This is a genomic window from uncultured Ruminococcus sp. (assembly GCF_946415235.1).
Taxonomy (GTDB): Bacteria; Bacillota; Clostridia; order Oscillospirales; family Ruminococcaceae; genus Ruminococcus.
This window is the reverse complement of the sequence record NZ_CAMKRR010000020.1, coordinates 1-23,756: the sequence shown is the minus strand read 5'-3', so window position 1 is coordinate 23,756 and position 23,756 is coordinate 1. Positions and strand designations below refer to the sequence as shown.

Genomic DNA, 23,756 nt, shown 5'->3' with positions numbered 1-23,756 from the left:
TTGAATATAATTTAAAGCCCTTCGGTATATCCGAAGGGCTTTTTTCTGCAAAAAAAGTGCTGTCTGCGAGAGAAGAGCAGACAGCGGAGGTGAGGATGATATATAATCGACTGCGTATCAGTCGGGATCAAGCTGCGGAATCAACTTTTTTGTGACCGATTACAGGCTGGTGAATATTGCTTTTCAGTGTGTGCTCGAATGCAGCCATGTTAAGGATCATAGCACCTATCCACGCGGAAGCTTCCGCATAGGCTGTTGCGCTGAAGCCGATAACGGGGAGAAACAGAGCTATAACACCTACTCTCAGAGCCATTTCAAGAACCCCCGAGATCATGGGGACAAGCGGCTTTCCGAAGCCCTGACAGCCATTCCTGAAGATGAACAGATAGTTGACGCTTATAAGGAATATGCCGCAAATCGGGAGATAAGTCTTTGAGATAGCTATAGGCTCGGCACCGCTTACCATTATTCTTGCAAGCTTCGTCGGGAAGAATACCATTACCGAACCGAGGACAATGTATGAAACAGTTGCTATAGCAAGACATACGCGAAGTCCCTCGCGTATTCGCAAATACTTTTTTGCGCCGTAGTTCTGGCTTGTGAATGCAGACATTGCAAAGCCAGCGGTGCAGGCGGGCTGCATAAACAGATTTATGAACTTGCTGCAGGCTGAATATGTAGTAGTATATGCGACACCCAGTCCGTTTACGAAATACTGGATCACCATGCAGCCTACTGCTGTTATTGAGTTCATAAGCGCCATGGGGAGACCGTTTTTGAAGAGCTCGATGTATAAAGCTCCGTTGCCGCGGAAATCCTCTCTGCTTATATTAAGTATGTCTATTTTGCGTATTTTCAGCCAGCATATGAAAGCTGATACTATCTGTGAGAATATTGTGGCTGCCGCAGCGCCTTCAACTCCTGTTTTCAGTACGAAAATGAAGAATGTATCAAGGATTATATTTACAAATGTTGATATGATTATAGCTATAAACGGAGTTTTGCTGTCGCCGAGTGCTCTTAGTATGCACGAGCAGAGATTATAGGCAATTGTAGCTATAAGTCCGCCGAAAATGCAGTAGCCGTAAACAAGTCCGTCGTGCAATATGGTCTCGTCTGTACGGAGCAGACCCAGTACAGGCTTAAGAAATGCTGTACTGAGGGCTGTAAGGAACAATGCTATGATTATGCAGAGAAGAAATGAAGAAGCGACTGAGCGTCTTAGCTTTGAATAGTCCTTTGCACCGAAGCTCTGTGCTGTAATTACGGAGAAGCCGTTGGCAAGACCCATAGAAAAACCGAATATAAGGAATGTAAGAGATGAAATGTTTCCGACGGCGGCAAGTGCGTTGTCTCCAAGACCCTTGCCCACGATCGCAGTATCCGCAATATTGTACATCTGCTGGAGCATATTCGTCAGCAGCAGCGGAAAATAAAACTTAAGGATAAGTGTGGATACCCTTCCGTTTGTCAGATCATTTGCCTTTGCCATGGGAACACCCCCTTGAATCAACGTGATATGGGTTTTATTGTGTTTATTATAATAAAAAGGGTGAAGAAATTATATCAGAAATATTGCTTTTTTGTCAAAAATGGGCTATAATAGAAATATAACAAAATATGGGCGATAAAGCAAAAAGAGGTGAGACTATGAAAACAGACCGCGATCTTAATTACAGGCTCTATATTCAGCGGAATTACGGCTTTACAAGGAGTCCCTTCGAGCGTGAGCTGAATGTTTACAGATCGGTCAGAGCAGGGGATATTGAAGCTGTAAAGGCGAATTTTGAAAGGATAAGGAAAAATTTCTTTGCAGGAAAGGGGACTCTTTCGGACGATCCTGTCAGAAACATAATGTATCATTTCGTTACTTCGGTAGCTATGGTCGCCCGCTTCTGCATTGAAGGCGGTCTCGGACACGATGCGGCATATACTCTCAGTGATATCTATATACAGAGGGCTGATAAGCTGAACAACGTGGAAATGATAATAGACCTTTTCCTTGAAATGCAGCTGGATTTTGCGGAGCGCATGAAAACACTGAAAAAGGATAATGTAATATCCCTTCATGTACGCAAATGCATAGATTATATATACGAACATCTGCATGAGGAGCTGACATTGAAGCTTCTTGCGGATCATGTAGGGCTCAATTCCTCGTATCTGTCCAAGCTTTTCTCAAAGGAAACGGGCATGAGCATCAAATCGTTCATTATAAAGGCAAGAGTTACAACCGCCGAAAATCTGCTTACCGATTCGGAGTTTTCATGTCTTGACATATCACTTGCACTCGGTTTTTCCTCACAGAGCGCCTTTATAAGCGTTTTCAGGAAAGTTAACGGGATAACACCAAAAAAGTATAGGGAGCTTCATTATCTTAAAGTTCTCGAAGAAAACAAGAAAAAGGTATAGAAATGAGTACAAAAAACAACAGAAAAGAGTTTATTACAAGCTGTATCGTTACGGCGATACTTTCGGCAGCAGTGCTTATGGGACTAATTTTTCATGAAACCTGGTACGATGAGGCTCAGGCATATCTTATCGCCCGAGACGCATCACTGCACGATATTTTGTTCTATCTTCCGCATTATGAGGGACATCCGCCGCTTTGGCATCTGCTGATTAAGGGCGTTATAGCGCTTGGAGTTCCTTATTCTGTATCCCTTAAAGCTGTGCAGTTTTTCCTGTATGAAGCGGTAATTATCATAATCGAATTCCGTTCACCGTTCAGCCGCTTTATGAAGACGATAATGCCGCTCAGTTTTTATCTCATTTATCAGTATGCGGTAGTGTCGAGGCCTTATATACTTCTTCTGCTCGGCTGCCTTTTGACGGCAATGGCTTACAAAAAACGCAAGGAAAAGCCGTTTTTATATATCATGTCTCTTTTTGTGATGTGTCTCGGACATTCCTACGGTATCGCTATGGCAGGCGGTATAGTCGTTTCGGACATGACAGGCGAGTGCATAAGGCAGAGAAGCCTTAAAAACGGACTTTCAGATGTTTTGAAGAATACAAAGCTGCTTGTATCTTATGTGATACTTCTTGCCGGTGCATTGCTTGTGATAGCAGATATTATCCCGAGATCCGACGCCTTCGGAACAAGTATCGTCAGTGCGAGGAACCACAGCATTTTTGTTACCTTCCTGCTTACATGGTTCTACATACCGTCAGAGACTATGTTTACTTCCTTCTCCTCGCAGCTCATAAATCTTCAGAAAGAGAAAAATCCCATAGGAGAAGTCGTCGGAGCTGTTGTTATTTCGGCGATAATATGGGCTGTACTCCTCAGGATTTGTCACAGGAGAAAAATGGCCGCAGAGCTGCTGATACCATATCTTTTTGTATCCTTTATTCTGACTTCATACTCATATGCTCATCATTTCGGGATATTCCTTATGTTCCTCATTTTTATACTCTGGACGGCAGAGGAAAAAGAGCCCATCAGGCTCAGCGAGATAAGCGAACCGTTGGTGAAAGCAGGTTTGTCGGAAAGCCTTTTCAAAAAGATCGTTTCAATTGCCGCAGCTGCTTTCATATGTATAAATCTTTACTGGGACGGATGCAGCTATTACAGGGAGCTTACCATGCCGTATGACGCGTCTGTGGGACTTGCCCGATGGATAAAGGATAACGGTCTTGAGGACAGAAAGCTTCTTGCGTCGTGGAGCAAGACGGATACACACGTATTTTCGGCTTCCGCATTTGCTTCCGAGGCATATTTTGATAAAAATATATATTATAATATGTATAAGGATCAGACCTATATGTCCCATATAATGGCAACGGAAGAGGATATAAAGACAGAGCTTGAGTATATGCGCTCATTCGGTGCTCCCGATTTCATGATATGTGATTCACCGCTGGAGGTATCGGATATATGCAAAACTTTCGGTTTGACAGAAAAATACATTGCAGAGGCGTATCACGGAAAGGGCAGAAAGATATTCAAGGACAAGGACGTCACAACAGACGTGTTCGTTTACTGCACCATGGATACCTACAGAGAATTGTACGGAAAAGATTATGTTATACCATCATATAAAGAAAGCTGAGTTTATCGACCGTCCGAACAGATTCATAGCCAATGTGCTCATAGACGGACGGAGAGAGACCGTTCACGTGAAAAATACAGGACGGTGCAGGGAGCTGCTGATAAAGGGCTGCACCGTATATCTTGAAGAGTCCGATAAGCCCGAGCGCAGGACAAAATATGATCTTGTGGCAGTTGAAAAGCAGCGTGAGGGCAAACAGCCGCTTTTAGTCAATATGGATTCGCAGATACCCAATGCTGCGGCCGAGGAGTGGCTCAAAAAAGGTGAGCTTTTCTCAAAAAGCGCTGAAATAAGGCGTGAATTTACATACGGAGATTCGCGCTTCGACTTTATGATAGATGACAATGGAAAAAAGTCATTCCTTGAAGTCAAGGGAGTTACTCTTGAACAGGATGGAAAGGCGCTGTTCCCCGATGCCCCCACCGAGCGCGGCCTCAAACACGTAAATGAGCTTATCAAGGCTCATAAAGCAGGATACGGAGCATATATCCTCTTTGTTATACAGATGAAAGGAATAAAGCTGTTCCGCCCGAACGATTCAACTCACAGAGAATTCGGCGAAGCGCTGAGAAATGCTGAGGCAGAGGGCGTTGAACTGCTCGCATACGATTGTATCGTTCTTCCTGACAGTATCACGATAGATAAGCCTATTAAAATCAATACGGAGCTTAATTATGAACTGGAAAAAGTTATTATGTGAAAAAAGACGCAGGGGTTATTCCACGACCTCTGTCAGCAACGATCCGCGCAATGAGTTTCAGAGGGATTATCACAGGATAATCGGAAGTGCTTCTTTCAGGCGGCTTCAGGACAAGACACAGGTGTTCCCCCTTGACAGGGGAGACTTTGTGCGTACACGTCTTACCCACTCCCTTGAAGTGTCGTCCTTTGCAAAGTCCCTCGGACAGATGATATTCCGCAATATATTTGCGGATAATATTGATAATGAGCTTGAGGAGCAGGATATTGAGAAGATATGCAGTATACTCGAATGTGCAGGACTGATACACGACATCGGAAACCCGCCTTTCGGTCACTTTGGTGAGGATTATGTCCGCGACTGGTTCGTGAGAAATCTTCCGAAGCTTGAACTCGGCGGAAAGAAGCTGAGTGAGATATTAGACCCGCAGATGTGTGAGGATATGTACCATTTTGAGGGCAATGCACAGGCTCTCAGGCTGCTTACGAAGCTTCATTTTCTCGTTGACGAGAACGGCATGAACCTGACCTATGGCCTGCTGAATACCATAATAAAGTATCCCGTACCCTCGACTGCTATTAATAAGAAAAGCGGAAATATAAAGGATAAGAAAATGGGCTATTACTATGCCGACAGGGAGATATTCGAGGATATCGTCAGCAGTACGGGTGCTGTAGGATGCAGGCATCCGCTGGCATTCATACTTGAAGCCGCAGATGATATAGCCTATAAGACCGCTGATATCGAGGACGCAGTAAAAAAGGGCTTCATAACTTATTCAAGGCTCGTATATGAGCTGAAAAATACGTATCTGCCGAAGTGCGGGGATAACGAGAGGACTATGTTTGAAAAGGCTGTTAGCAGGCTTGAATATTACTACATACAGGCTGTTGAAAAGAACCTTTCGTCTCCCGAGCATAATGCGGTACAGCGCTGGATAATATATGTTCAGGGGCTTCTGCTCAGATGTGCGGCTTCCTCATTCATTGAAAATTACAATGATATCATGGCAGGAACATTTCCGAAGGAGCTGCTTGCGGCTTCCGACGCCGGTACCTTAGCCTTTGCGCTCGGAGATATGGCATACCGCTTTGTTTTCTGTTCAAAGGAGATATATTCCCTTGAAATAGCGGCAGGGGAGATATATGAGTTTCTTTTGAGCAAAATTACGTCCGCTGTTGTGGTTTTTGACACCGAGTACGGCAGCTCTTTCATTGAAAAGCGTGTTATGCGCCTGATATCCGAAAACTATATCAGAGCCTACAGGATAAGCTCCGAGGGAAAAAGTGAAAAGGAAAAGCTATATCTCAGGCTCATGCTCGTTACGGACTATCTCTGCGGAATGACGGACGGCTATGCGAAAAAACTTTATACGGAGTTGAGCGGAATTGGGTGAAAGCATTAGAAAATCTCCTAAAAGGCGAATATTTGATATCATTCAGATAGGTAACAAGAACGATCTGATAAGCCGTTTGTTCGACTGGTTCATAGTAATCATAATCATACTGAATATACTTACTGTCTTTCTTGACACCTTTGAGGAGCTTTCAGGGTTAAGGCCGCTGTTCAGAGTTGTGGAAGCTGTGACAGTGTTCTTTTTCTGTATCGAGTATATACTGCGTATCTGGACGGCAGGATATCTATATCCCGAGAAAAAAGGCATAGGCGCTCAGCTTAGATTTCTTCATTCCTTTGACGGTATAGTTGATCTTCTGACTATACTTCCGTTCTTTTTCCTTGACGGTTTTATAGTTTTCAGAATGCTGAGAGTAGTGAGGATACTTCATCTTTTCAGGGTCAATGCCCACTATGATTCATTCCATGTTATAACATCGGTCCTTATTGAAAAGAAGAACCAGATCTTTTCGTCGGTATTTATCATAATAGTGCTTATGCTGGCTTCATCTCTCGGTATTTACAGTGCCGAGCACGAAGCTCAGCCCGAAGCCTTCAGGAACGCTTTTTCGGGGGTATGGTGGAGCGTTTCAACACTTCTGACCGTTGGCTACGGCGATATCTATCCGATCACGGTAATAGGCAAGATAATGGCGATACTTATCGCCTTTCTCGGAGTCGGAGTAGTTGCTATCCCGACAGGTATCATAAGTGCGGGATTTGTTGAGCAGTACACCAAAAAGCAGTATTCTGACGTAAGATTCAGCGATGTAAACGATGTCGGCGAGATATTTATAGATGACAAGAGCAGCTTCAAGGGGCTGACTGTTGCGGAAGTCACCGAAAACTACAATATCCGTATCCTTGTTATACTACGCGGGGAAATGACTATTGTCCCCAACGATATACTTAAGCTTAAAAAGAACGATATAATAATCGTCAAGACGGACAAGCTCATAAAAGCATAAAATATCAGTAAAAAAAATTGATGTTTATTTTGTAAGGATTGTATAAATGCTCCTCATTCTTATTGACAACTGTAGCTATAGGTGATATAATTAATTTGCGAAAATAATTGGGTTGTTATTTGAGCGAAGTCAGGGGGGCGGCATCTGCACAATTGCCGTACCGTGGCGTTTCCTTTGTAAGAAAAAGGACAAATCAGAAAAGCTGTATTCATAGGCGAATACAGCTTTTTGACTTTGTATCTGAGATCATATTTTTTCGAGTATATCACTGAGCTTTTCGTAATTGACTTTTACGCCGTCATCAAGGTCTAAGGTGATATTATTATCCTCAAGCTCGCGCAGTCTGTGGATAAATCCCTCCATTTCAAGGAGCGAAGCCTTCAAACGGCTTATATCGCGGCGAAGAGCGGCCTTTTCTGCCCCCGATGAAGAGCTGTACTTCTCAGTACATTCTGAGAGCTCTTTTTTCAGGCCTTCATAGTATGGGACAGCATGATCCTTCCTTAAGATCGTCAAGGTCGAATTATTGAAGCGATGTAAATACATCAAAGCTTTGAAGCCGCTTTTGCTTCCTGATGTGATCTGCCAGTAGATAGGCCTTTTCTTGTATATCTTAACGTGATCCATAAAAAAGCCCTTACGCAGATATCTGTAAATGACAGTGCGGGGATCGCCGCCGTCATCAATCGCTTCGGCTATGAAGCGGAGGTTTTCTTCAAGAGTATCGCTGCCGTATATCTTTTCATAAAAATCTGTCAATGCAGGGAAGAGACCGTTATCGGTACTGTTTATCGTCATTATATTATCAGAGCAGGGGAGAATAGTTGAATAAGCGGAAGCGTCCCATTCTCCGCCTGCATAGCAGAGCCCGTCCATGTCTGGCGAGTATCTTCCGAAAATACAGCCGACAGCATAGCTTATAAGACTTTTGATCTCACGCTGTAATTCGGCTTTTCGTACAGTGATGTACCGTTCTTCCACTTCTGGGGTAAGCTCATCGCTCAATCCGTACAGCTCAATGAAAAAGCTGTTCAGCTTTTCCTCGTTTTCCTTGAGCTTATAAAAGCGCTCACTGCATATTTTTTCCCAGTTTTTGAATTTGTTTGAGATAAGTTCGGACATGGCTTTCTCCCGCATTTTTTTAGGATGTATTTCTGTGTTTTTACTGATTATAACATATTTCACGGAAAATAGCAATATCCGAAGAAAAATAAAAGTGCCCGTAAAGGCACTTTTATTCATGGTTTGTTGTAGGAAGTTTTGTCAGCTTTATACTTTGAAAATATAAGTTATGGTTTGGATATTTTGAGCTTCAGGCGTATCTTATCGGTAATAAGTGCTATAAATTCGGAATTTGTCGGACGTCCGCGGTAGCTTTTGACAGAATATCCGAAGAAGCTGCTTATCACGTCGCTGTTCCCTCTGTCCCACGCGATTTCGATAGCATGGCGTATAGCTCTTTCAACACGCGATGAGGTCGTTGCGTATTTCTTGGCTACACATGGATATAATTGCTTTGTAACGCTTTCCATAAGATGACTGTTGTTTATAGCGCTGATTATAGCGGTTCTGAGATAATGATAACCCTTGATGTGTGCGGGCACTCCGATCTTTTGTATAACATCTGTGACCATTATCTCGGTATCGGTACAGGCCTTGGAAACAGCTTTGCTGCATACGGATTTGACTATTGAGGCAAGCTCGTCCGGATCAAATGGTGCAGTCATGAAATATGCCGCCCCGTTTGCGAGTACCTGACGTTCGATAAAGCTGTTTCGGACATTGGATGCTACAATGAATGCAGGAACATTTATAAGCTGCTCTTTTACACGGTTTATGAGAGCTATTGCGTCCGTATCCTGCATTGTCAGAGCGGTTATCACAACGTCGGGTCTGTCATTTATGATAGAGTCATAAATAATACTGCCTTCCATTTTGCGGGTGTATGCCACCATACCGCTTTCCCTTAATTTTGCTGCTGCTTTTACTCCGTTTGCTGCTGAATTGTCTCCAATCAGCACTTTGATAGATTCGTTTTCCATATTGGATTCTCCTTTCATGAATTCTACGATCTTTATTTTACACCATAAAATAGCGGATTTCAAGTATGTTTTTCAACGTAAAATGTCGAAAATCAGGTTTTTTTGTATTTTTATATTCCTTAGCAGTTTATTATTAGTATTATATATTATTTTTGTTAGTTTTTAGTGTATTATTAGTATAAACATATTTTTATAAAAAAATGCTTGACTTTTATTTTGATTTGATGTATAATATTTAAGTACTTTGCGAGTGTGCTGGAATTGGCAGACAGGCACGTTTGAGGGGCGTGTGTCGACAGACGTATGGGTTCAAGTCCCATTACTCGCACCATGATGGACAGATGGCTGAGCTGGTCTAAGGCGCACGACTGGAACTCGTGTTAACGTTAATAGCGTTACGAGGGTTCGAATCCCTCTCTGTCCGCTCTTTTAAGAAGCCTGTATTTAGCAGAAAACGCTAAATACAGGCTTTTCTGCTGTCTATGCAAATGCAGTCAAAAATGCGCGTGTGATAATGAAACTGCATAAAATCACACGAAAATGCAGGGTCAGTCACACGAAAAATCACACGAATAAACCTGAAAGGCTGTTCTAATTCTATGCAAAGCTCGTCTGTCAAAGACGAGCTTTTGATTTTACACAAGACGAAAGACAGTATAACGATAAGAAAAGAAGCCAGCTCCCGTCAGGGCGCTGTTGTTTTTTTAACGGATTTGATATAGATTACTTTAGTAATTTGTATACTGTGACCTGTTTTAAGTATCCATTGACAATAAATAGAATAAATGATAAATTATAATTAAGAGGCAAACAATGTGTTGTATATATTTTTTTATTTTAACATAAAATTCGCTTAGTCTTTTCACACTCTCGTAACGTCTAATAAGTAAGAGCACGTGATCTGACGCGAAAGGAGCCAGAACGATGGACAACGGTGAAAGTAGCTACCGCCGTTTCCTTGCAGGTGATGACAGTGGTATGGTCGAGATCGTCCGTGAATTCCGAGATGGTCTTATGCTTTATCTCCGCAGCTATACTGATGATATCGGTTCTGCGGAGGAATGTATGCAGGATGCATTTATAAAGCTTGCCATTAAGAAGCCGAAATTCAACGGCAAAAGCTCTTTCAAGACATGGCTTTATACTATCGGCAGAAATATTGCCGTTGATCATAAACGACGTTTGCTGAGACGCAAAAACGTATCACTGAACGAATGCATTGAAATTGCAGATGAGGCCGATCTTGAACGAAGTTACCTTGTGACAGAACAAAGGATCAATCTTCGTCATGCGATATGCAGGCTTAAAGAAGACTATCAGCAGGTGCTGTATCTGACCTATTTTGAGGACTTCAGCAACGAGGAAACCGCCAAAATAACGGGCAGATCGGTCAAACAGATAAAGAATCTCCTGTATAATGCAAGGAAAGCACTCAAAACAGAACTTGAAAAGGAGGGCTTCAATTATGAAAACATATGAAGAAACAGCTCAATACATACTTGAAGTCCGAAACGAACATGATAAAAAGATAAAGCGCAGAAAAGCGCTGGCAATGCGAATTATACCAGCCGCTGCGGGGATTTGCGGTGCTGTGGTGATATGCTTTGCAGCTGTGAAGAATTACAGAAAGCCAATTGACACGATAACTGATGAAAGTGTTATAACAGGCGGTTCAATCTCAATTGGCACAACAGTTCCGTATGGCACAGAAGAATCAGTCACAAAACTGATCTCGACTGAAAAAACAACTGCCAAAACAACTACTAAAACAAATGTATCTGCGACATCTACCACTACAACAGAAAAGGCAGCAATAGTCGAACAGACCTACGCAAAAACGACCAATGCTATGACTACGGCTGTCACCTCGGCTGTTCATACTACAGTGACGTCAGCACTTCGTGTTACCGCGACAACTACAGTGGAGACAGTCACTTCCCCTGTCACAACTCAGGAGATAACGACGGAACCGATTAGCACAGGCGGCTGGAATTGGAACGGTAACGGAGACTGGAACCACGGCGGTTTTGGAGGCTTTGGCGGCGGGGGAGACACTGAAGGTGGTGGATACACTGAAGGCGACGGTACAGGCGGCGAGGCAGGTAGTGAATACAGCAGCGAGGAACAATGGCAACAGCTTCCCATAAACCAAAGATACTGCTATGCCTATATCTACAGATATGACCGCGTCTATACCAGTCTGTACATGATATCTCCCGAATATGTGGGAGAGTGGATAGACGATGCAGATATGCTAAGCGGTCAGATGATAGCGGGGGAGCAAATGCAATGCGTAGCAGGTGTGTATAGCGTAAACGGCATTACCGCTGCAGGTGCTGTTGCTATAAAATTTATGGGGAATGATGGGTATTACCTATATTACAATCCAAATGCAGATCTGGATATAATAATTCAAACTGTACCTCAGGCATAATATTTTATGGAAGGATGATTTTTTATGAGAACAAACAAACGAATCGTTGCCGCAATGATAGCAGCATTAATGACAGCCTCATCGTCTTCGTTGGTCTTGGCAAACGCAGACAATGCTGACAGCGAGGACGGATACACTGTAACTCTGGACGCTGTTACAGAAGATACGGGCAGCGAATACACTTTTGATGACATGAAGAAAATGTCAGAAGATGAGATATCTGCACTTTTTGCCGCAAAGGGTATGACAGATGAAAAGAAATACTCCGTATGGACTAAAGAAAAGGTTGCAGAGGCTCTTGAAGAATGTTCTATTATGATAGTGCTCAGGCCCGAAGCGACATTTGTGAACTCAGACGGAGAAACTATAGTCAACGAATCCGCCGATATTGAAGAATTGACAAAAGATGACGGCTGTATCACAGAGCAGATATATTACATTGCCAACTCAGTCGGTGTGCCAAACAGCGAAGTATGGCTTTTGGACGGCCACGGCTGGAAGATACGGACAGAAGAAAACGCTGAGGGCGGCAAGATATACAGAAGATATCTGAGCTTCGGTCTGTATCCTGCTAATGCACAAGGTCCTGACAAAAGCAATATGCTCATAGCTGCCGCACTGAACTATGTCCAGCTCAGCCCATGCTATGAGATCATTGAGCTTGAAAGCAAAAATGCAATTATAACAGGAGATGTTCCCGCTGTAGTTAAGGGCGATGCAAACTGCGACGGTGATGTCGATATGGCGGACGCAGTTCTTATAATGCAGGCTCTTGCAAATCCCAATAAGTACGGCTTGGACGGTACAGCAGATAATCATCTGACAAAACAGGGCGAATCAAACGGAGATATGAACGGTGACGGACTCACAGTCGGCGATGCACAGGCCATACAGAAAAAGCTGCTCAACCTGGATCCTGCAACTATCGATATACCGTCTTCAATGAGCACAGTCCGCCTTGATGACAAGGTAAACGTACAGGCATCGGAAGGAAAAACTGTTGATGAAGAATTTGCAGCCGCAGAAATGAATCTCGGTATCGAGCTGCTGAAAAAGAGCTTTGCTCCCGCCAAGGCAGGCGAGGAGAACCTGCTCATCTCACCTATGTCCGTCTCGGCAGCTCTTGCAATGACTGCTAACGGAGCTGACGGCAAAACACGCAGTGAAATGGAGAAGGTGCTCGGAAATGGCCTTACTCTCGGTCAGATAAACGAGTATATGGCTTATTACCTCAGCAAGCTCCCAAATAATGAAAAAGAAAAGGTGTATATCGCCGATTCCATATGGTTCAAGGACAAGCCCTCATTCAAGGTATATGAAGACTTCCTTGAGCAGAACAAGAAATACTACGGTGCAGAGCTGTACAAGGCGCCCTTCGACGATAATACAGTCACAGACATAAATGACTGGGTAAGCAGAAACACCAACGGCATGATACCGTCTATACTCAGAAACGGAGACCTTGAACCCACCGAGGAAAAGGAAATGCTCATGATGCTTCTGAATACTCTCTATTTCGAGGCAGACTGGCAGCAGCCATACACTCATGCAAACAATGATTTTTTTACGGATATCAATGGGGAAAAGCGTACCATAAAGTCTCTTGTCAGCAAGGAGTACGAATACTTCGACCTCGGCGATGCCGATGCTTTCAAGAAGCCTTATGCAGGTGGTAATTACAGCTTTGTGGGAATACTTCCGCGTGATAATGATATAGTTGAATATGTAAATGACCTTGACGCAGAGAAGCTCTTTGATGGGCTGAAGGAATGTGAGGATCCTGAGTCCGTGGACCTTTATACAATGATACCCAAGTTTGAGTATGACTACGAGAAGTCTCTCAACGATATACTCAAAGAAATGGGCATGCCCACAGCCTTTGGCGGAACGGCTGATTTCTCAAAGATAAACGACCTTTCCGTTGACGGTGCTCAGGCATTGTGGATAGACAAAGTGCTCCACAAAACAAAGATAGAGCTGAACGAAAAGGGCACAAAGGCAGCAGCCGTAACATCTGTGGGATTGTATGGCGGCGGAGGTATGCCTGATCTGAAAAAAGAAGTTTTCATTTATCTGAACAGACCATTTGTGTACATGATAGTTGATAAGAACAATGTACCGTTATTCATCGGTGCTGCAACTCAGCTCGGAGAAAAGTGATCTTATTCGGAGAAAAATGGCGAGATGTTCAAAAATCGACAATAATCGGCTTGTATTGTTACAGTAAATGATGTAAAATCATTATAGAAAACTCTATTCTGATATTATCTGTTTTTTTATGGAGGTGTATTATGGCATTGAATTTTTTTAGACGGGCTGCTTCGGCAGTCACAGCTGCTTTATTTCTGACGGCTGCTATACCGACAGTTTCGCTTACGGCTAATGCGAAGCTTTCGGGAATAACAAGTAATGGAAGTACCAATGCAGACAGGACCGTCGGTACCATTGATAAGCTTGGCGCATGTAACTATGCAAAGATAGTTATGGAAGCTCCTGACAGCACACTTGAATTCAAAAATATCACCGAAAATGATCTGCAAACTCAGAAGATCATTAATTACGCAGGAACTGTCGAAGCAGACGGCGAAACATATCTTGTAGCCAGAAAAGAGGGAAGTATAATGTACAATACCACCCTTGCCGAGATAGAGACAGATCATAATGATTACATATTCTATCATGTATGCAGTGAAGAAAGTCTCCCTGCCGAAGGCTTTGCATTTCCGTTTTACGAGCTTATACAGAGCGCAAAGCATTTTGGGCTCGTAACGGGTAAACTGAGCAGCGCAGCTCTTGACGGCAGCAATTATGACTGTAACTGTGAGCTTTCCGCACTGCAAAACAAGGACAAGGAGATCTCATGCAAGGTATACTCCGAGATCTCAAAGCGTTACATGGGTTATATCATTTTGGACGGCTATGATTTTTATTCTCCCGAGTATTATGTAATGCGCGGAAGTGAAATGACCGCCCGTCCGAATGGCTGTTTTACCATAAACGCCAAGGAATACGAATTAATGTATACTGAAAATTGTGTTGACTCGTATGTGGAGAAAAATCTGTCAAGAACTTCCGCCTATGAACTGAATGCCCAAAACAATATCTCCATTGATTATCGGGTCAGCGACAGCCTTGAAGGTAAATACGGTATCGTGTATAAATTCTATTTGCATGATATTGATCCTGACAAGCGCATATCATTCAGTATAGCCGAAAAAGTATCGGGCATGAGTGTGGAAGAGCTTTTCGGGAGCTATGAAAAATCCATGGGCATAGGCAATCAGCTTTCGTTTGTTAATGCTGAGCTTGTAAAGACATATACTGCCAACGGGCATGAATACGACCTCTATAAGGGCTTATACAGGTACAGAGGAGAATTCAGTTCTTACAATGAGGAAAGCTACATTGCAGTCAGAAAGGATACAGGCGATTCTGCATCTTATGGCAGCAGCATTGACGTTTATGCGCATATGAGCAATATAGAGGAGCTCTCCAACGGTACAGAAGTATATTCCGTTGAGCTCTCCTTCCACAACTGCGGTGCAGCGGGTACTTTAGATCTTACACGGAATGATATAAGCTTTGGCAGCAGCAAAGCTCCCGCAGCAAAGACGTCTGATCTGCAAGCCTATGAATATGTTTTCGAGGACGCAAATATACAGAACGTGAGCGTCTCGGAAGAATACTGCTCTGTCACCCTTTCAATGAACAATTCAGATAATAAGGCGTGGGAATGGGGCGGCTTTGGAATGTCCTTCATAGAACTATTCTTCTATCCCAATACCTTGCCCCCTGATACAGACCCCGATGATACCGACTGGCAAACTGAGATCATAGAAAAGAATCGTTCTCTTCTCTCAATGCTGCACGAAGGCTCTAAGGCTACCATAAGTGTACTTTCGTATAGTTACTTTCCTGAATTAGCCGACCGTCAGTATAAGAGCGGCGCAGTATATAATTTCGAGGGCGTGATATCAGTAAAATCTCCCGATATACATTACTACGGCGATATCAACGATGACGGTGTTGTTGACTCATATGACGCGATCGTCTACAGAAAACAGCTTTCAGGCAATACCACTGAAAAGCTCAGTAAGGATCAGCTGCTCAACGGCGATATCAACTTTAATGGTGTAATAGACGGTGACGACCTGCGGCAGTTGCAGGATTTCCTACTCGGTATACAAAAAGAGTTCAATGTAGTTACCGAGATCGGCAGCATACGTCTTGACGATAAAGTCGATGTCTTAGCCTCCGAGGGAAAAGTTTCTGACGATGATTTCGCATATGCAGAAATGGATCTTGGCGTGAAATTGCTGAAAAACTGTTTTGATCCTACTCAACAGGGAAAAGAGAATTTCCTTATATCACCTATGTCAATATCCACAGCTCTTTCAATGACTGCAAACGGTGCTGACGGCAAGACAAGAGATGAAATGGAAAAGCTTCTCGGAAACGGTCTGACAATAGATCAGATCAACGAGTATATGGCATACTATATGAATGAGCTTCCCGACGAGCAGAATGAAAAGGTCTACCTTGCAAATTCCGTATGGTTCAAAAATACAGAGCAATTCAAGGTAAATGAAAAATTCCTTGAGACAAATAAAAAGTACTACAGTTCGGAGATATACAAGTCTGCTTTCGACGATTCGACCGTCAAGGACGTGAACAGCTGGGTAAATACCAATACAAAGGGCATGATACCTGTTCTCCTGAACAAAGGAGATCTCGACCCCGTAGGCGATATTGAAAAACTTATGCTGCTTATCAATACCCTTTACTTTGAGGCAGACTGGGCAAACAAATATACCAACACCTACAACGGAAAATTTACTGACCTTAAAGGCGTTGAGCATGATGTCACAAAAATGAGAAATACTGAGTATGAATATTTCGACCTCGGTGATGCCGACGCTTTCAAAAAGCCTTATATAAACGGAAATTACAGCTTCATTGGAATACTTCCACGTGATAAGGATATCATCGGGTATGTAAACGGCCTTGACTCAAAAAAGCTCTTTGACGATCTGAAGGAATGCGAAGATCCCTCAGAATATGATCTCACTGTTATAATGCCAAAATTCGATTACAGCTATGATACATCTCTGAAAGATGTACTCAAACAAATGGGAATGACTACTGCTTTTGATTACCATACAGCTGACTTCACAAAAATTTATGATGCATCTGTTCCATACGCTCCCATTCTTTATATCGGCGATGTGCTGCACAAAACAAAGATAGAAGTAACCGAAAGCGGCACAAAGGCTGCTGCTGTAACTTCCGTAGGAATGGACGGCTGGGGCGGTATGTCACCACAAAAAAAGAAAGAGATCACCATTGATCTGGACAGACCATTTGTATACATGATAGTTGATAAGAATAATATCCCGCTGTTTATAGGTGCTGCTTCCATGATTGAAGAATAAATTTTTCAAACTAAAGGAAAAAACAATGAAAAACCCGGCCTAGCCGGGTTTTTTCAGATTACAAGAAGCAGCTCCCACAATAGAGCTGCTGTTCATATAAGATATTATGTTTCCATGACGATTACTTGGAGTTCCTGTACAAATTGAGCGTGACGATCAGCATTTAAATGTGAATAGATAGAGCGAAACTATATCCTGATGGTTCGTACCGACGCTGGCAGGTTGCTCCTTGGTTTAACAAGGAATCAAATCACCCTGACTCTTGTTGCGCTCTTTCTGTTGCAATCATAGAATTTGACTGTCAAGGATTGGAAATAGATATGCCAATTGTTGGATGGGGCAATGATGCCAGATGGATTAATGATCAGTGGAAGTTCAAAGGCACTGATGACGAAAAAATAACCTACAGAAATAATAGCTATAGGGTATTGCTTACAAGAGGACGAGAGGGCTTTATTGTATATATACCTCAAGGTCGCGATGATATTGCTACTATTTTTGATAGAGTATACGGAAACGAGGAACAGATCGGTGAAGCTATTGAACATTCGGGTATTCCGAGAGATGAGATCTTCCTGTGCAGCAAGGTATGGCATACTGATCTTGGCAGGGATAAAACGCTGAGATCATTTGAAGAATCCTGCCGTAAGCTTAAAACCGATCATCTTGACATGTATCTTATACACTGGCCTAAGAGTGACGGGAATGATGATGAATAGTTTGAAAAAGTCAGCGGCTCATGGGCGGCAATGGAGGAGTTATATGAGCAGGGAAGAGTAAAGGCCATAGGCTTGTCTAATTTCCTTCCGCACCATATAAGACCTCTTTTAGAAGTCGCACGAATCCGTCCTATGGTAGACCAGCTTGAACTCCACGTTGGTTATATGCAGGAATATACGCTTTCTTACCTCAGAAAAGAGGGCATACTTCCACAGGCATGGAGCCCGCTTGGCAGAGCAAAACTTATAAATGACGGTACAGTATCAAATATAGCCGCAAAATACGGCTGCACAAATGCTGCATTATTGCTCAGATATCTTAATCAGCGAGGTATTCCTGTTATCACGAAAGCTTCATCAAAGGAAAGAATGAAGGAAAATCTTGATATATTTGGTTTCAGGATTGCTGAAGACGATATGTCCTACCTTTCAAGTCTCCCTGAGAGAGGATGGTCGGGAGAGCATCCTGATGAAGTATAGATGATACATGGATAATTATTATTTCCGCCCTTATGGGCGGAAATCACTTTACATTCAGGCGTTTCTCAGTATTGATGATATTTATGCTGAAATGTGTTCAGCGAAATTATAAGGAGGAAGATTCAATGAAAGTACTTATAATCAACGGAAGCCCCAGAACCGATGGCAACACATCTGTCGCAGTGAAAGAGATGGTCAGAACATTCGATACTGAGGGAATAGAGACCGAGGTCTGTCAGATAGGCAATAAGGATATTTGCGGATGTATTGCCTGTGGTAAATGCGCCGAGCTTGGACGCTGTGTATTCAATGATGAGGTAAATGATATTGCAGCTAAGTTTGAAGCTGCGGATGGTCTTATCGTTGCGTCTCCTGTTTATTATGCTTCGGCAAATGCAACTCTCATTGCCTGTCTTGACAGATTGTTTTACAGTTCTCACTTTGACAAGACCATGAAGGTCGGTGCGAGCGTTGTTGTTGCGAGACGCGGAGGCTGTTCGTCGACATTTGACGAGCTGAACAAATACTTCACTATCTGCGGTATGCCTGTTGCTTCAAGCACATACTGGAACAGTGTTTACGGCAGATTGCAGGGCGAAGCTGCTTTTGACGCTGAAGGGTTGCAGACAATGAGAAATCTTGCAAAGAATATGTCTTTCCTGATGAAGTCAATAGCTCTCGGTAAGGAGAAATATGATCTTCCAAAAAAGGAAGTATGGAATCCAACACATTTTGTGAGAGATGATCTGAAATAAGAGGTAAGTATATACTATCCCTGGTTCTGTATCAGCACTGGAGCTTATATTTGATACAGACAACAACATTCAGCTTGTTATCGATAATGATTTGATGAAGGATGAATACATCTGCGGACATCCCGGTATCAATACATCAACAGTACGCCTGCTCCGTGATGATATGCTCAGATACGTTCGAGAGGCTGAGCACGAGCCCGCATTTATAGATTTGCCGGTAGAATGATAGTTACAGCCTTCCTAGGAGAGAATTGCCTTTTATACCTATAATCTATTATTCAAGAGGCAATAATTACATTTTTGGTTCAATAGCTTTTCACAAGCTCAATCAAAGAGATAGCTTTTTTATTTCGTTCAGTCGTGATTTTAACGCTATATAGCCTATTTCGGCATCATCAATTTCTGCCACGGTCTTTTCCATAGGACATATATCCGTACCATGACGGTTAATTATACGCTTGGTTAGGATATCATATGTGCATGGAATACTATGACTTTCAAGGTAAGCTTTTCCGCTTTCAGACATTACTTTGCCATGAACGGCTGATATACCTGCTTTAACAAACAAAATTGCCGATGCTTTGCCTACGATAACGTCGGCAACAGAATAGCCGCACAGATCTTCATTCTCATCGATAAATCTCATCATAGGCGATATCCCTCTCTGTCCGCCAGAATTAAAAAGCCTGTATTTCGAGGGAAACACCGAAATACAGGCTTTTCTGTTGCCTACAGAAAGCAGTTTTAAATGCATTTTGCAGTTGCGTGTGACTGATTTTTAGTCAAAAATCACACGAAATCACACGAAAATCACACGAAATTTATTGGTGGTACAAAGCTATTAAAGAAGCCAGCTCCCGTGAGGGAGCTGTTGTTTTTTTTTGTGCTGTTAATTTAGAATTTGAAGAATACTTACAATGTCTATTCATTAATCATTTTCAAAATATTTTTTAAAAACCCTTGACAAAGTGTAACGCAGTTGATATAATTGTATAAAAGGTAGTTATACAATTTAGACTTTGCTGTCCGGAAAGCAGGTAAAGTTATATAACCACAAGGAGTGTACACTAAAAATGAATATTAACATCAGTAACTCATCCGGTGAGCCTATCTATATACAGATAGCAAACCAGATAAAGACTATGATACTGGAGGGAAAGCTAAAGGAGGGCGAAGCTCTGCCCTCTATGCGAATTCTCGCAACCGAGCTCCGTATCAGTTTTATGACAACCAAACGCGCATATGAGGAGCTTGAACGTGATGGCTTTATCGAAAGCTACACGGGAAAAGGCTCTTTCGTAAAGGCGCAGAACCTGGAGCTCTATCGTGAGGAGCAGATCAAGCGTATAGAATCCCTGCTAATAGAAGCAGGCGATTCAGCACGCAAGATAGGCGTCACGATGGAGGAGCTTCACGAATTGCTTGACCTTGTTAACGGAGGGGAATAATATGAATTACTATGAAAACGCTGTTGAGATCAAGGGTGTTACTAAAAAATATGACGGCTTTACGCTGGATAATATAAGCTTTGATATACCTAAGGGGTGTATAATGGGCTTTATTGGGCAAAATGGTGCTGGCAAAACTACTACTATTCGCAGTTTGCTCCACATTACCGATATAAATGATGGCGAGATCAAACTGCTCGGTCTTGACCATATTAAGGACGAAAATGCAATAAAAAAGCGTATCGCCGTGGTGTTTGACGAGCTGCCGTTCCATGATGTGTTCTATGCAAAGGATATGGCACGAATCTTCGAGGGTATGTACCCTGAATGGGATAATGCTGCATATTTAAATTATATTGAGCGCTTTCAGCTCCCCCAGAAAAAGAGAATAGGCCAGTTCTCCAAGGGTATGAAAATGAAATTGCAGATAGCCTGCGCCCTATCTCATAATGCAGAGCTTCTTGTTATGGACGAAGCGACTACAGGACTTGACCCTGTTGTACGTGACGAGATACTGCGCATATTTATGGAGTATCTGCAAAACGGCGAGCGCTCTATCCTGATGTCCTCGCATATTACCTCTGACCTTGAAAAGATAGCCGATATGGTGACTTTCATTGACAAAGGCAGGATACTTCTCACAGGCTACAAGGATGAAATTATCGAGAAGCACGGTATCCTCAAATGCGACAAAGACAAGATACAAGAGATAGACGCTGAGGATATCGTCAGCATACGCACCAACAATTTTGGTGCAGAGGTCATGGTGACTAACCGTGAGAGTGCTTCCTGCAAATATCGTGACTGCGTGATAGATCCTGCAAGCCTTGACGATATCATGCTTTACTATGTTCACCGTGATGCAAAGGAGTGGTCGTAATGAAACTGTACAGATCGCTGATATATCGTGAATTAATGTTGACACGCAAACGATTTATTCTTATGCTGATACTGTTTCTGCTGCTGGCGTTGCTGATGATGACTCCACTTATACTCGTCTTTATCTTCAAACCTGTCGAAGGTGAGGAATCGCCTTTAGAAATGATACCTCTTTTTGTGGGAATAGTAGCACTGACAGGCGGATTTATGGCAGGCACGAATAACGGCTTACAGAAAGCGGACATCAGTTCGGGGTGGAAGAGATATTCCTTTGTTCTGCCGCCGACAGCAAAACAGCAGGCTCTGTCCGATCTTCTGACGAAGCTATGCTATATTCTGTTCTTCGGACTGTTATCATGGGCTTTTGAATTTGTATACACTGCAGCAGCGGGTTATTCCAATTTCGGTATCATTTATATGCTGAATATTTATCTCGGCGCTGTCTGTGCCGTGATGCTGGTCGATATTGCTTACAGCTATATCATGATGTGCGCAAAGGATAAAAACCAATTGAAGCTGATAAGCGTACTTGCTTTTGTCGGTGCAGGATTTGTATTCAGAGTATTTGGCTTGTTTCCCGGTATGAATAAAGCTGGGAAGCCTGCTGAGGACGATGTTATGATCTCGGAAGAAGCGGTCAACAAATTTGAAACTATTCTGTGTTCTGGGAAAACAACGCTTTGCATATTAGCCGTTTTTGTTGTTTTATGTGTATTATTCTTCCTTGCGATGTGGCGGTCGCACGAAAGGAGAGAGCCGTAATGACAGGTCTGGTTTACAAGGAATGGAAGCAAAATCGATGGTTTATTCTATCTATGATACTTTGCGGATTTGCTCCGTTGTTTGTTCTTCTGTTGATGCGTGGAGAAATATCTAATATAGGTAATGCTCCGCTTCGTATCGGTGGACTGATAGCAGGATTTCTTGTGGCAGGTGCATTGCAGATGCTGGTACTGCGCGGCGATGACCGCAAGCTGTGGGGCTATTGGATAACTGCAACACCTGAAGGCTACAAGGGCTTTCTCCGTTTGAAGTATGAGATGATATTTGCTATGGTGGTATTGTTTCTGTTTTCACTGCAATGTGTGGACAGAGGATACTGTGCTGTTGCAGCAGATATGGGAATTACAGAGATTGAAGAAGTCAGCGGCATTGCCGTTCCACTCTGCTTTGTGCAGATACTTTCCCGTGCCATTGACATTCCTTTTGTCTATCGTTTTGGAAGTAAAAAAGGAAGTATTATCAAAATGATCTTTATGGTCACGGGAGCTGTTGTCATTTCAGTATTAATGATACTGAATGCAGAGCATTTTGATACGATCATTGAGATGTGCAAAAAGGTATTCAATGTACAGAATGGCTCTCTGATACTGTCGGTCTGTCTAGTAGTATGTCTTGCGCTGTACTATCTTTCCTACCGCATTACTTGCAGGCTGTATCTGAAAGGAGTGGAGCAGTATGACCACTAAAAAAGAAAATGCGAAACGGCTCGGTATCTATCTGCTGATCGTATTTGCTTTCATGCTGTTTTACATTCTGTGCGCCAAGCTCATGCACCAATCAAATACGGTATACTACATCATATATATGATATTTTCATTTTCTCCTGCGATAGCAAGCCTTATCGCAAGAGCTGTTACCAAAGAGGGCTTCCGCGATATGAAACTGCATATGCACCTTACAGGCAATATCAGGTATTATCTGCTTGCATTTGGACTTCCTCTGATATGTCTTTCCGCAATGTTTCTGCTCCCTGTCATTGTTAGCGGTCATGCTGACTGGCTTGGGGGATTCACTTTCGGCAATGTTCTATCAAATGCATTTCTACTCATTTCATTTTCCGCTGTGCAGTCTATTGGTCTGCTCGGTGAGGAGCTTGGCTGGCGTGGATATATGAATCAGAAAATGGAGCCGCTGCTCGGTACGGTAGGTACCTGTCTGGTCGGCGGTATCGTATGGGGACTGTGGCATTTCCCTATGGATATCTCAGGCTATCTTGACGGAAACGGCACGTTCTCAGAAGTGCTCTTTTCAACATTCGGCAGGCTTGCAATGCTTACCTGCTTCGGGGCGTTCCTGATGTGGCTGACAAAAAAGACAGATAGTGTATTTCCTGCGGTGATCGCTCATTTTATGTACAATGAAAGTCAAGGCGCTGTCATGAGTCTTTTAGTACAGGGCAATATCCCCGAAGATGCTTCTCTGCCATTATGGACAGATGTTGTGAGATATTTACCTTTGCTTGTCATAGTTGTGATATTTATGATATTACTTTTGAAAAACAAGAAAAAAGAGATTAAAACATAATAACGATACGAAGAAAGCAGCTCCCGTGAGGGAGCTGTTTCTATATAATATATGAGCGCCGCATCACTGGTGATTCAGTCATGCTGTTTTTCCTTTGCGTAATATGTCTCTTTTTTTATTTCCAAATCAATATCAATCCATG

The 23,756-nt window shown here is 42.8% G+C and carries 20 protein-coding genes, 2 tRNA genes and 1 pseudogene; 19 read left to right on the top strand and 4 right to left on the bottom strand.

The window, feature by feature from the left end:
* Positions 1–127: 127 nt before the first annotated feature.
* Positions 128–1,492 carry an MATE family efflux transporter gene (locus Q0R37_RS06325; protein ID WP_294752547.1) on the bottom strand — a complete coding sequence of 455 codons (1,365 nt, stop codon included), beginning with the start codon at positions 1,490–1,492 and terminating at the stop codon, positions 128–130.
* Between the two features lie 158 nt (positions 1,493–1,650).
* Between Q0R37_RS06325 and Q0R37_RS06320 the strand changes: the two genes are divergently transcribed.
* From Q0R37_RS06320 to Q0R37_RS06300, 5 genes are read left to right on the top strand one after another with little or no spacing between them, the layout of a single operon-like run.
* Positions 1,651–2,412 (top strand): AraC family transcriptional regulator, encoded by a 762-nt coding sequence (locus Q0R37_RS06320; RefSeq protein WP_294752545.1) that lies wholly within the window; start codon positions 1,651–1,653, stop codon positions 2,410–2,412.
* A 2-nt stretch (positions 2,413–2,414) separates the two neighbouring features.
* Positions 2,415–4,055 (top strand): hypothetical protein, encoded by a 1,641-nt coding sequence (locus tag Q0R37_RS06315; protein ID WP_294752543.1) that lies wholly within the window; start codon positions 2,415–2,417, stop codon positions 4,053–4,055.
* Complete coding sequence (gene sfsA, locus Q0R37_RS06310; protein ID WP_294752541.1) at positions 4,027–4,755, top strand: DNA/RNA nuclease SfsA; 729 nt, start codon at positions 4,027–4,029, stop codon at positions 4,753–4,755. Before Q0R37_RS06315 ends, sfsA begins: the two co-directional genes overlap by 29 nt.
* Complete coding sequence (locus Q0R37_RS06305) at positions 4,730–6,151, top strand: deoxyguanosinetriphosphate triphosphohydrolase (RefSeq protein WP_294752539.1); 1,422 nt, start codon at positions 4,730–4,732, stop codon at positions 6,149–6,151. The genes sfsA and Q0R37_RS06305 overlap by 26 nt, the downstream gene beginning before the upstream one ends.
* Positions 6,144–7,118 carry an ion transporter gene (locus tag Q0R37_RS06300; protein ID WP_294752537.1) on the top strand — a complete coding sequence of 325 codons (975 nt, stop codon included), beginning with the start codon at positions 6,144–6,146 and terminating at the stop codon, positions 7,116–7,118. The genes Q0R37_RS06305 and Q0R37_RS06300 overlap by 8 nt, the downstream gene beginning before the upstream one ends.
* Before the next feature lie 246 nt (positions 7,119–7,364).
* Here the strand turns inward: Q0R37_RS06300 and Q0R37_RS06295 are convergent, their stop codons facing one another.
* Entirely contained in the window at positions 7,365–8,240 is an 876-nt protein-coding gene (locus Q0R37_RS06295) for a hypothetical protein (RefSeq protein ID WP_294752535.1), read from the bottom strand.
* A gap of 167 nt (positions 8,241–8,407) precedes the next feature.
* Positions 8,408–9,160: a sporulation transcription factor Spo0A gene (gene spo0A, locus Q0R37_RS06290; RefSeq protein WP_294752533.1), complete on the bottom strand. Its 753-nt coding sequence runs from the start codon at positions 9,158–9,160 to the stop codon at positions 8,408–8,410.
* Between the two features lie 246 nt (positions 9,161–9,406).
* Here spo0A and Q0R37_RS06285 point away from each other — a divergent pair.
* The 9 genes and pseudogenes from Q0R37_RS06285 to Q0R37_RS06245 all read left to right on the top strand — a co-directional run bounded on the left by Q0R37_RS06285 (position 9,407) and on the right by Q0R37_RS06245 (position 19,206).
* Positions 9,407–9,491 (top strand) — tRNA-Leu (locus Q0R37_RS06285).
* Positions 9,492–9,495: 4 nt separating this feature from the next.
* Positions 9,496–9,584: transfer RNA gene (locus tag Q0R37_RS06280), tRNA-Ser, on the top strand.
* A gap of 500 nt (positions 9,585–10,084) precedes the next feature.
* The gene (locus Q0R37_RS06275; protein ID WP_294752531.1) at positions 10,085–10,639 is read left to right on the top strand and encodes an RNA polymerase sigma factor; all 555 of its coding nucleotides are present in this window, start codon (positions 10,085–10,087) and stop codon (positions 10,637–10,639) included.
* A complete protein-coding gene (locus Q0R37_RS06270) occupies positions 10,626–11,594 on the top strand; it encodes a hypothetical protein (protein WP_294752529.1) in 969 nt (322 codons plus the stop codon). Before Q0R37_RS06275 ends, Q0R37_RS06270 begins: the two co-directional genes overlap by 14 nt.
* A 24-nt stretch (positions 11,595–11,618) precedes the next feature.
* Positions 11,619–13,754 carry a serpin family protein gene (locus Q0R37_RS06265; protein ID WP_294752527.1) on the top strand — a complete coding sequence of 712 codons (2,136 nt, stop codon included), beginning with the start codon at positions 11,619–11,621 and terminating at the stop codon, positions 13,752–13,754.
* Positions 13,755–13,885: 131 nt separating this feature from the next.
* On the top strand, positions 13,886–17,026 hold the full coding sequence (locus Q0R37_RS06260; RefSeq protein WP_294752525.1) for a serpin family protein: 3,141 nt from the start codon (positions 13,886–13,888) through the stop codon (positions 17,024–17,026).
* A gap of 173 nt (positions 17,027–17,199) precedes the next feature.
* Positions 17,200–18,225 (top strand): annotated as a pseudogene (locus Q0R37_RS06255) (aldo/keto reductase).
* 125 nt (positions 18,226–18,350) lie between these two features.
* The gene (locus tag Q0R37_RS06250) at positions 18,351–18,980 is read left to right on the top strand and encodes a flavodoxin family protein (protein ID WP_294752523.1); all 630 of its coding nucleotides are present in this window, start codon (positions 18,351–18,353) and stop codon (positions 18,978–18,980) included.
* A gap of 16 nt (positions 18,981–18,996) precedes the next feature.
* Positions 18,997–19,206: a YbaK/EbsC family protein gene (locus Q0R37_RS06245; RefSeq protein WP_294752571.1), complete on the top strand. Its 210-nt coding sequence runs from the start codon at positions 18,997–18,999 to the stop codon at positions 19,204–19,206.
* Between the two features lie 102 nt (positions 19,207–19,308).
* Here Q0R37_RS06245 and Q0R37_RS06240 read toward each other — a convergent pair whose 3' ends face one another.
* Entirely contained in the window at positions 19,309–19,734 is a 426-nt protein-coding gene (locus tag Q0R37_RS06240; RefSeq protein ID WP_294752521.1) for a DUF1893 domain-containing protein, read from the bottom strand.
* Between the two features lie 319 nt (positions 19,735–20,053).
* Here Q0R37_RS06240 and Q0R37_RS06235 point away from each other — a divergent pair, with 319 nt between their 5' ends.
* The 5 genes from Q0R37_RS06235 to Q0R37_RS06215 are packed head-to-tail and all read left to right on the top strand — an operon-like array spanning position 20,054 to position 23,614.
* Positions 20,054–20,428, top strand: a complete 375-nt coding sequence (locus Q0R37_RS06235; RefSeq protein WP_294752519.1) for a GntR family transcriptional regulator — start codon at positions 20,054–20,056, stop codon at positions 20,426–20,428.
* A 1-nt stretch (position 20,429) separates the two neighbouring features.
* Positions 20,430–21,308 (top strand): ABC transporter ATP-binding protein, encoded by an 879-nt coding sequence (locus Q0R37_RS06230; protein ID WP_294752517.1) that lies wholly within the window; start codon positions 20,430–20,432, stop codon positions 21,306–21,308.
* Positions 21,308–22,069: a hypothetical protein gene (locus Q0R37_RS06225; protein ID WP_294752515.1), complete on the top strand. Its 762-nt coding sequence runs from the start codon at positions 21,308–21,310 to the stop codon at positions 22,067–22,069. The genes Q0R37_RS06230 and Q0R37_RS06225 overlap by 1 nt, the downstream gene beginning before the upstream one ends.
* The gene (locus Q0R37_RS06220) at positions 22,069–22,776 is read left to right on the top strand and encodes an ABC-2 transporter permease (protein WP_294752513.1); all 708 of its coding nucleotides are present in this window, start codon (positions 22,069–22,071) and stop codon (positions 22,774–22,776) included. Before Q0R37_RS06225 ends, Q0R37_RS06220 begins: the two co-directional genes overlap by 1 nt.
* Complete coding sequence (locus Q0R37_RS06215) at positions 22,766–23,614, top strand: type II CAAX endopeptidase family protein (RefSeq protein WP_294752511.1); 849 nt, start codon at positions 22,766–22,768, stop codon at positions 23,612–23,614. Before Q0R37_RS06220 ends, Q0R37_RS06215 begins: the two co-directional genes overlap by 11 nt.
* Positions 23,615–23,756: the final 142 nt, after the last annotated feature.

Excerpts from the sequence above, each read along its gene's own strand:
- Q0R37_RS06325 (WP_294752547.1), bottom strand. The coding sequence starts at position 1,492 with ATGGCAAAGGCAAATGATCTGACAAACGGAAGGGTATCCACACTTATC.
- Q0R37_RS06320 (WP_294752545.1), top strand. The coding sequence starts at position 1,651 with ATGAAAACAGACCGCGATCTTAATTACAGGCTCTATATTCAGCGGAAT.
- Q0R37_RS06315 (WP_294752543.1), top strand. The coding sequence starts at position 2,415 with ATGAGTACAAAAAACAACAGAAAAGAGTTTATTACAAGCTGTATCGTT.
- sfsA (WP_294752541.1), top strand. The coding sequence starts at position 4,027 with ATGTTATACCATCATATAAAGAAAGCTGAGTTTATCGACCGTCCGAAC.
- Q0R37_RS06305 (WP_294752539.1), top strand. The coding sequence starts at position 4,730 with ATGAACTGGAAAAAGTTATTATGTGAAAAAAGACGCAGGGGTTATTCC.
- Q0R37_RS06295 (WP_294752535.1), bottom strand. The coding sequence starts at position 8,240 with ATGTCCGAACTTATCTCAAACAAATTCAAAAACTGGGAAAAAATATGC.
- spo0A (WP_294752533.1), bottom strand. The coding sequence starts at position 9,160 with ATGGAAAACGAATCTATCAAAGTGCTGATTGGAGACAATTCAGCAGCA.
- Q0R37_RS06275 (WP_294752531.1), top strand. The coding sequence starts at position 10,085 with ATGGACAACGGTGAAAGTAGCTACCGCCGTTTCCTTGCAGGTGATGAC.
- Q0R37_RS06270 (WP_294752529.1), top strand. The coding sequence starts at position 10,626 with ATGAAAACATATGAAGAAACAGCTCAATACATACTTGAAGTCCGAAAC.
- Q0R37_RS06265 (WP_294752527.1), top strand. The coding sequence starts at position 11,619 with ATGAGAACAAACAAACGAATCGTTGCCGCAATGATAGCAGCATTAATG.
- Q0R37_RS06260 (WP_294752525.1), top strand. The coding sequence starts at position 13,886 with ATGGCATTGAATTTTTTTAGACGGGCTGCTTCGGCAGTCACAGCTGCT.
- Q0R37_RS06250 (WP_294752523.1), top strand. The coding sequence starts at position 18,351 with ATGAAAGTACTTATAATCAACGGAAGCCCCAGAACCGATGGCAACACA.
- Q0R37_RS06240 (WP_294752521.1), bottom strand. The coding sequence starts at position 19,734 with ATGCATTTAAAACTGCTTTCTGTAGGCAACAGAAAAGCCTGTATTTCG.
- Q0R37_RS06235 (WP_294752519.1), top strand. The coding sequence starts at position 20,054 with ATGAATATTAACATCAGTAACTCATCCGGTGAGCCTATCTATATACAG.
- Q0R37_RS06230 (WP_294752517.1), top strand. The coding sequence starts at position 20,430 with ATGAATTACTATGAAAACGCTGTTGAGATCAAGGGTGTTACTAAAAAA.
- Q0R37_RS06225 (WP_294752515.1), top strand. The coding sequence starts at position 21,308 with ATGAAACTGTACAGATCGCTGATATATCGTGAATTAATGTTGACACGC.
- Q0R37_RS06220 (WP_294752513.1), top strand. The coding sequence starts at position 22,069 with ATGACAGGTCTGGTTTACAAGGAATGGAAGCAAAATCGATGGTTTATT.
- Q0R37_RS06215 (WP_294752511.1), top strand. The coding sequence starts at position 22,766 with ATGACCACTAAAAAAGAAAATGCGAAACGGCTCGGTATCTATCTGCTG.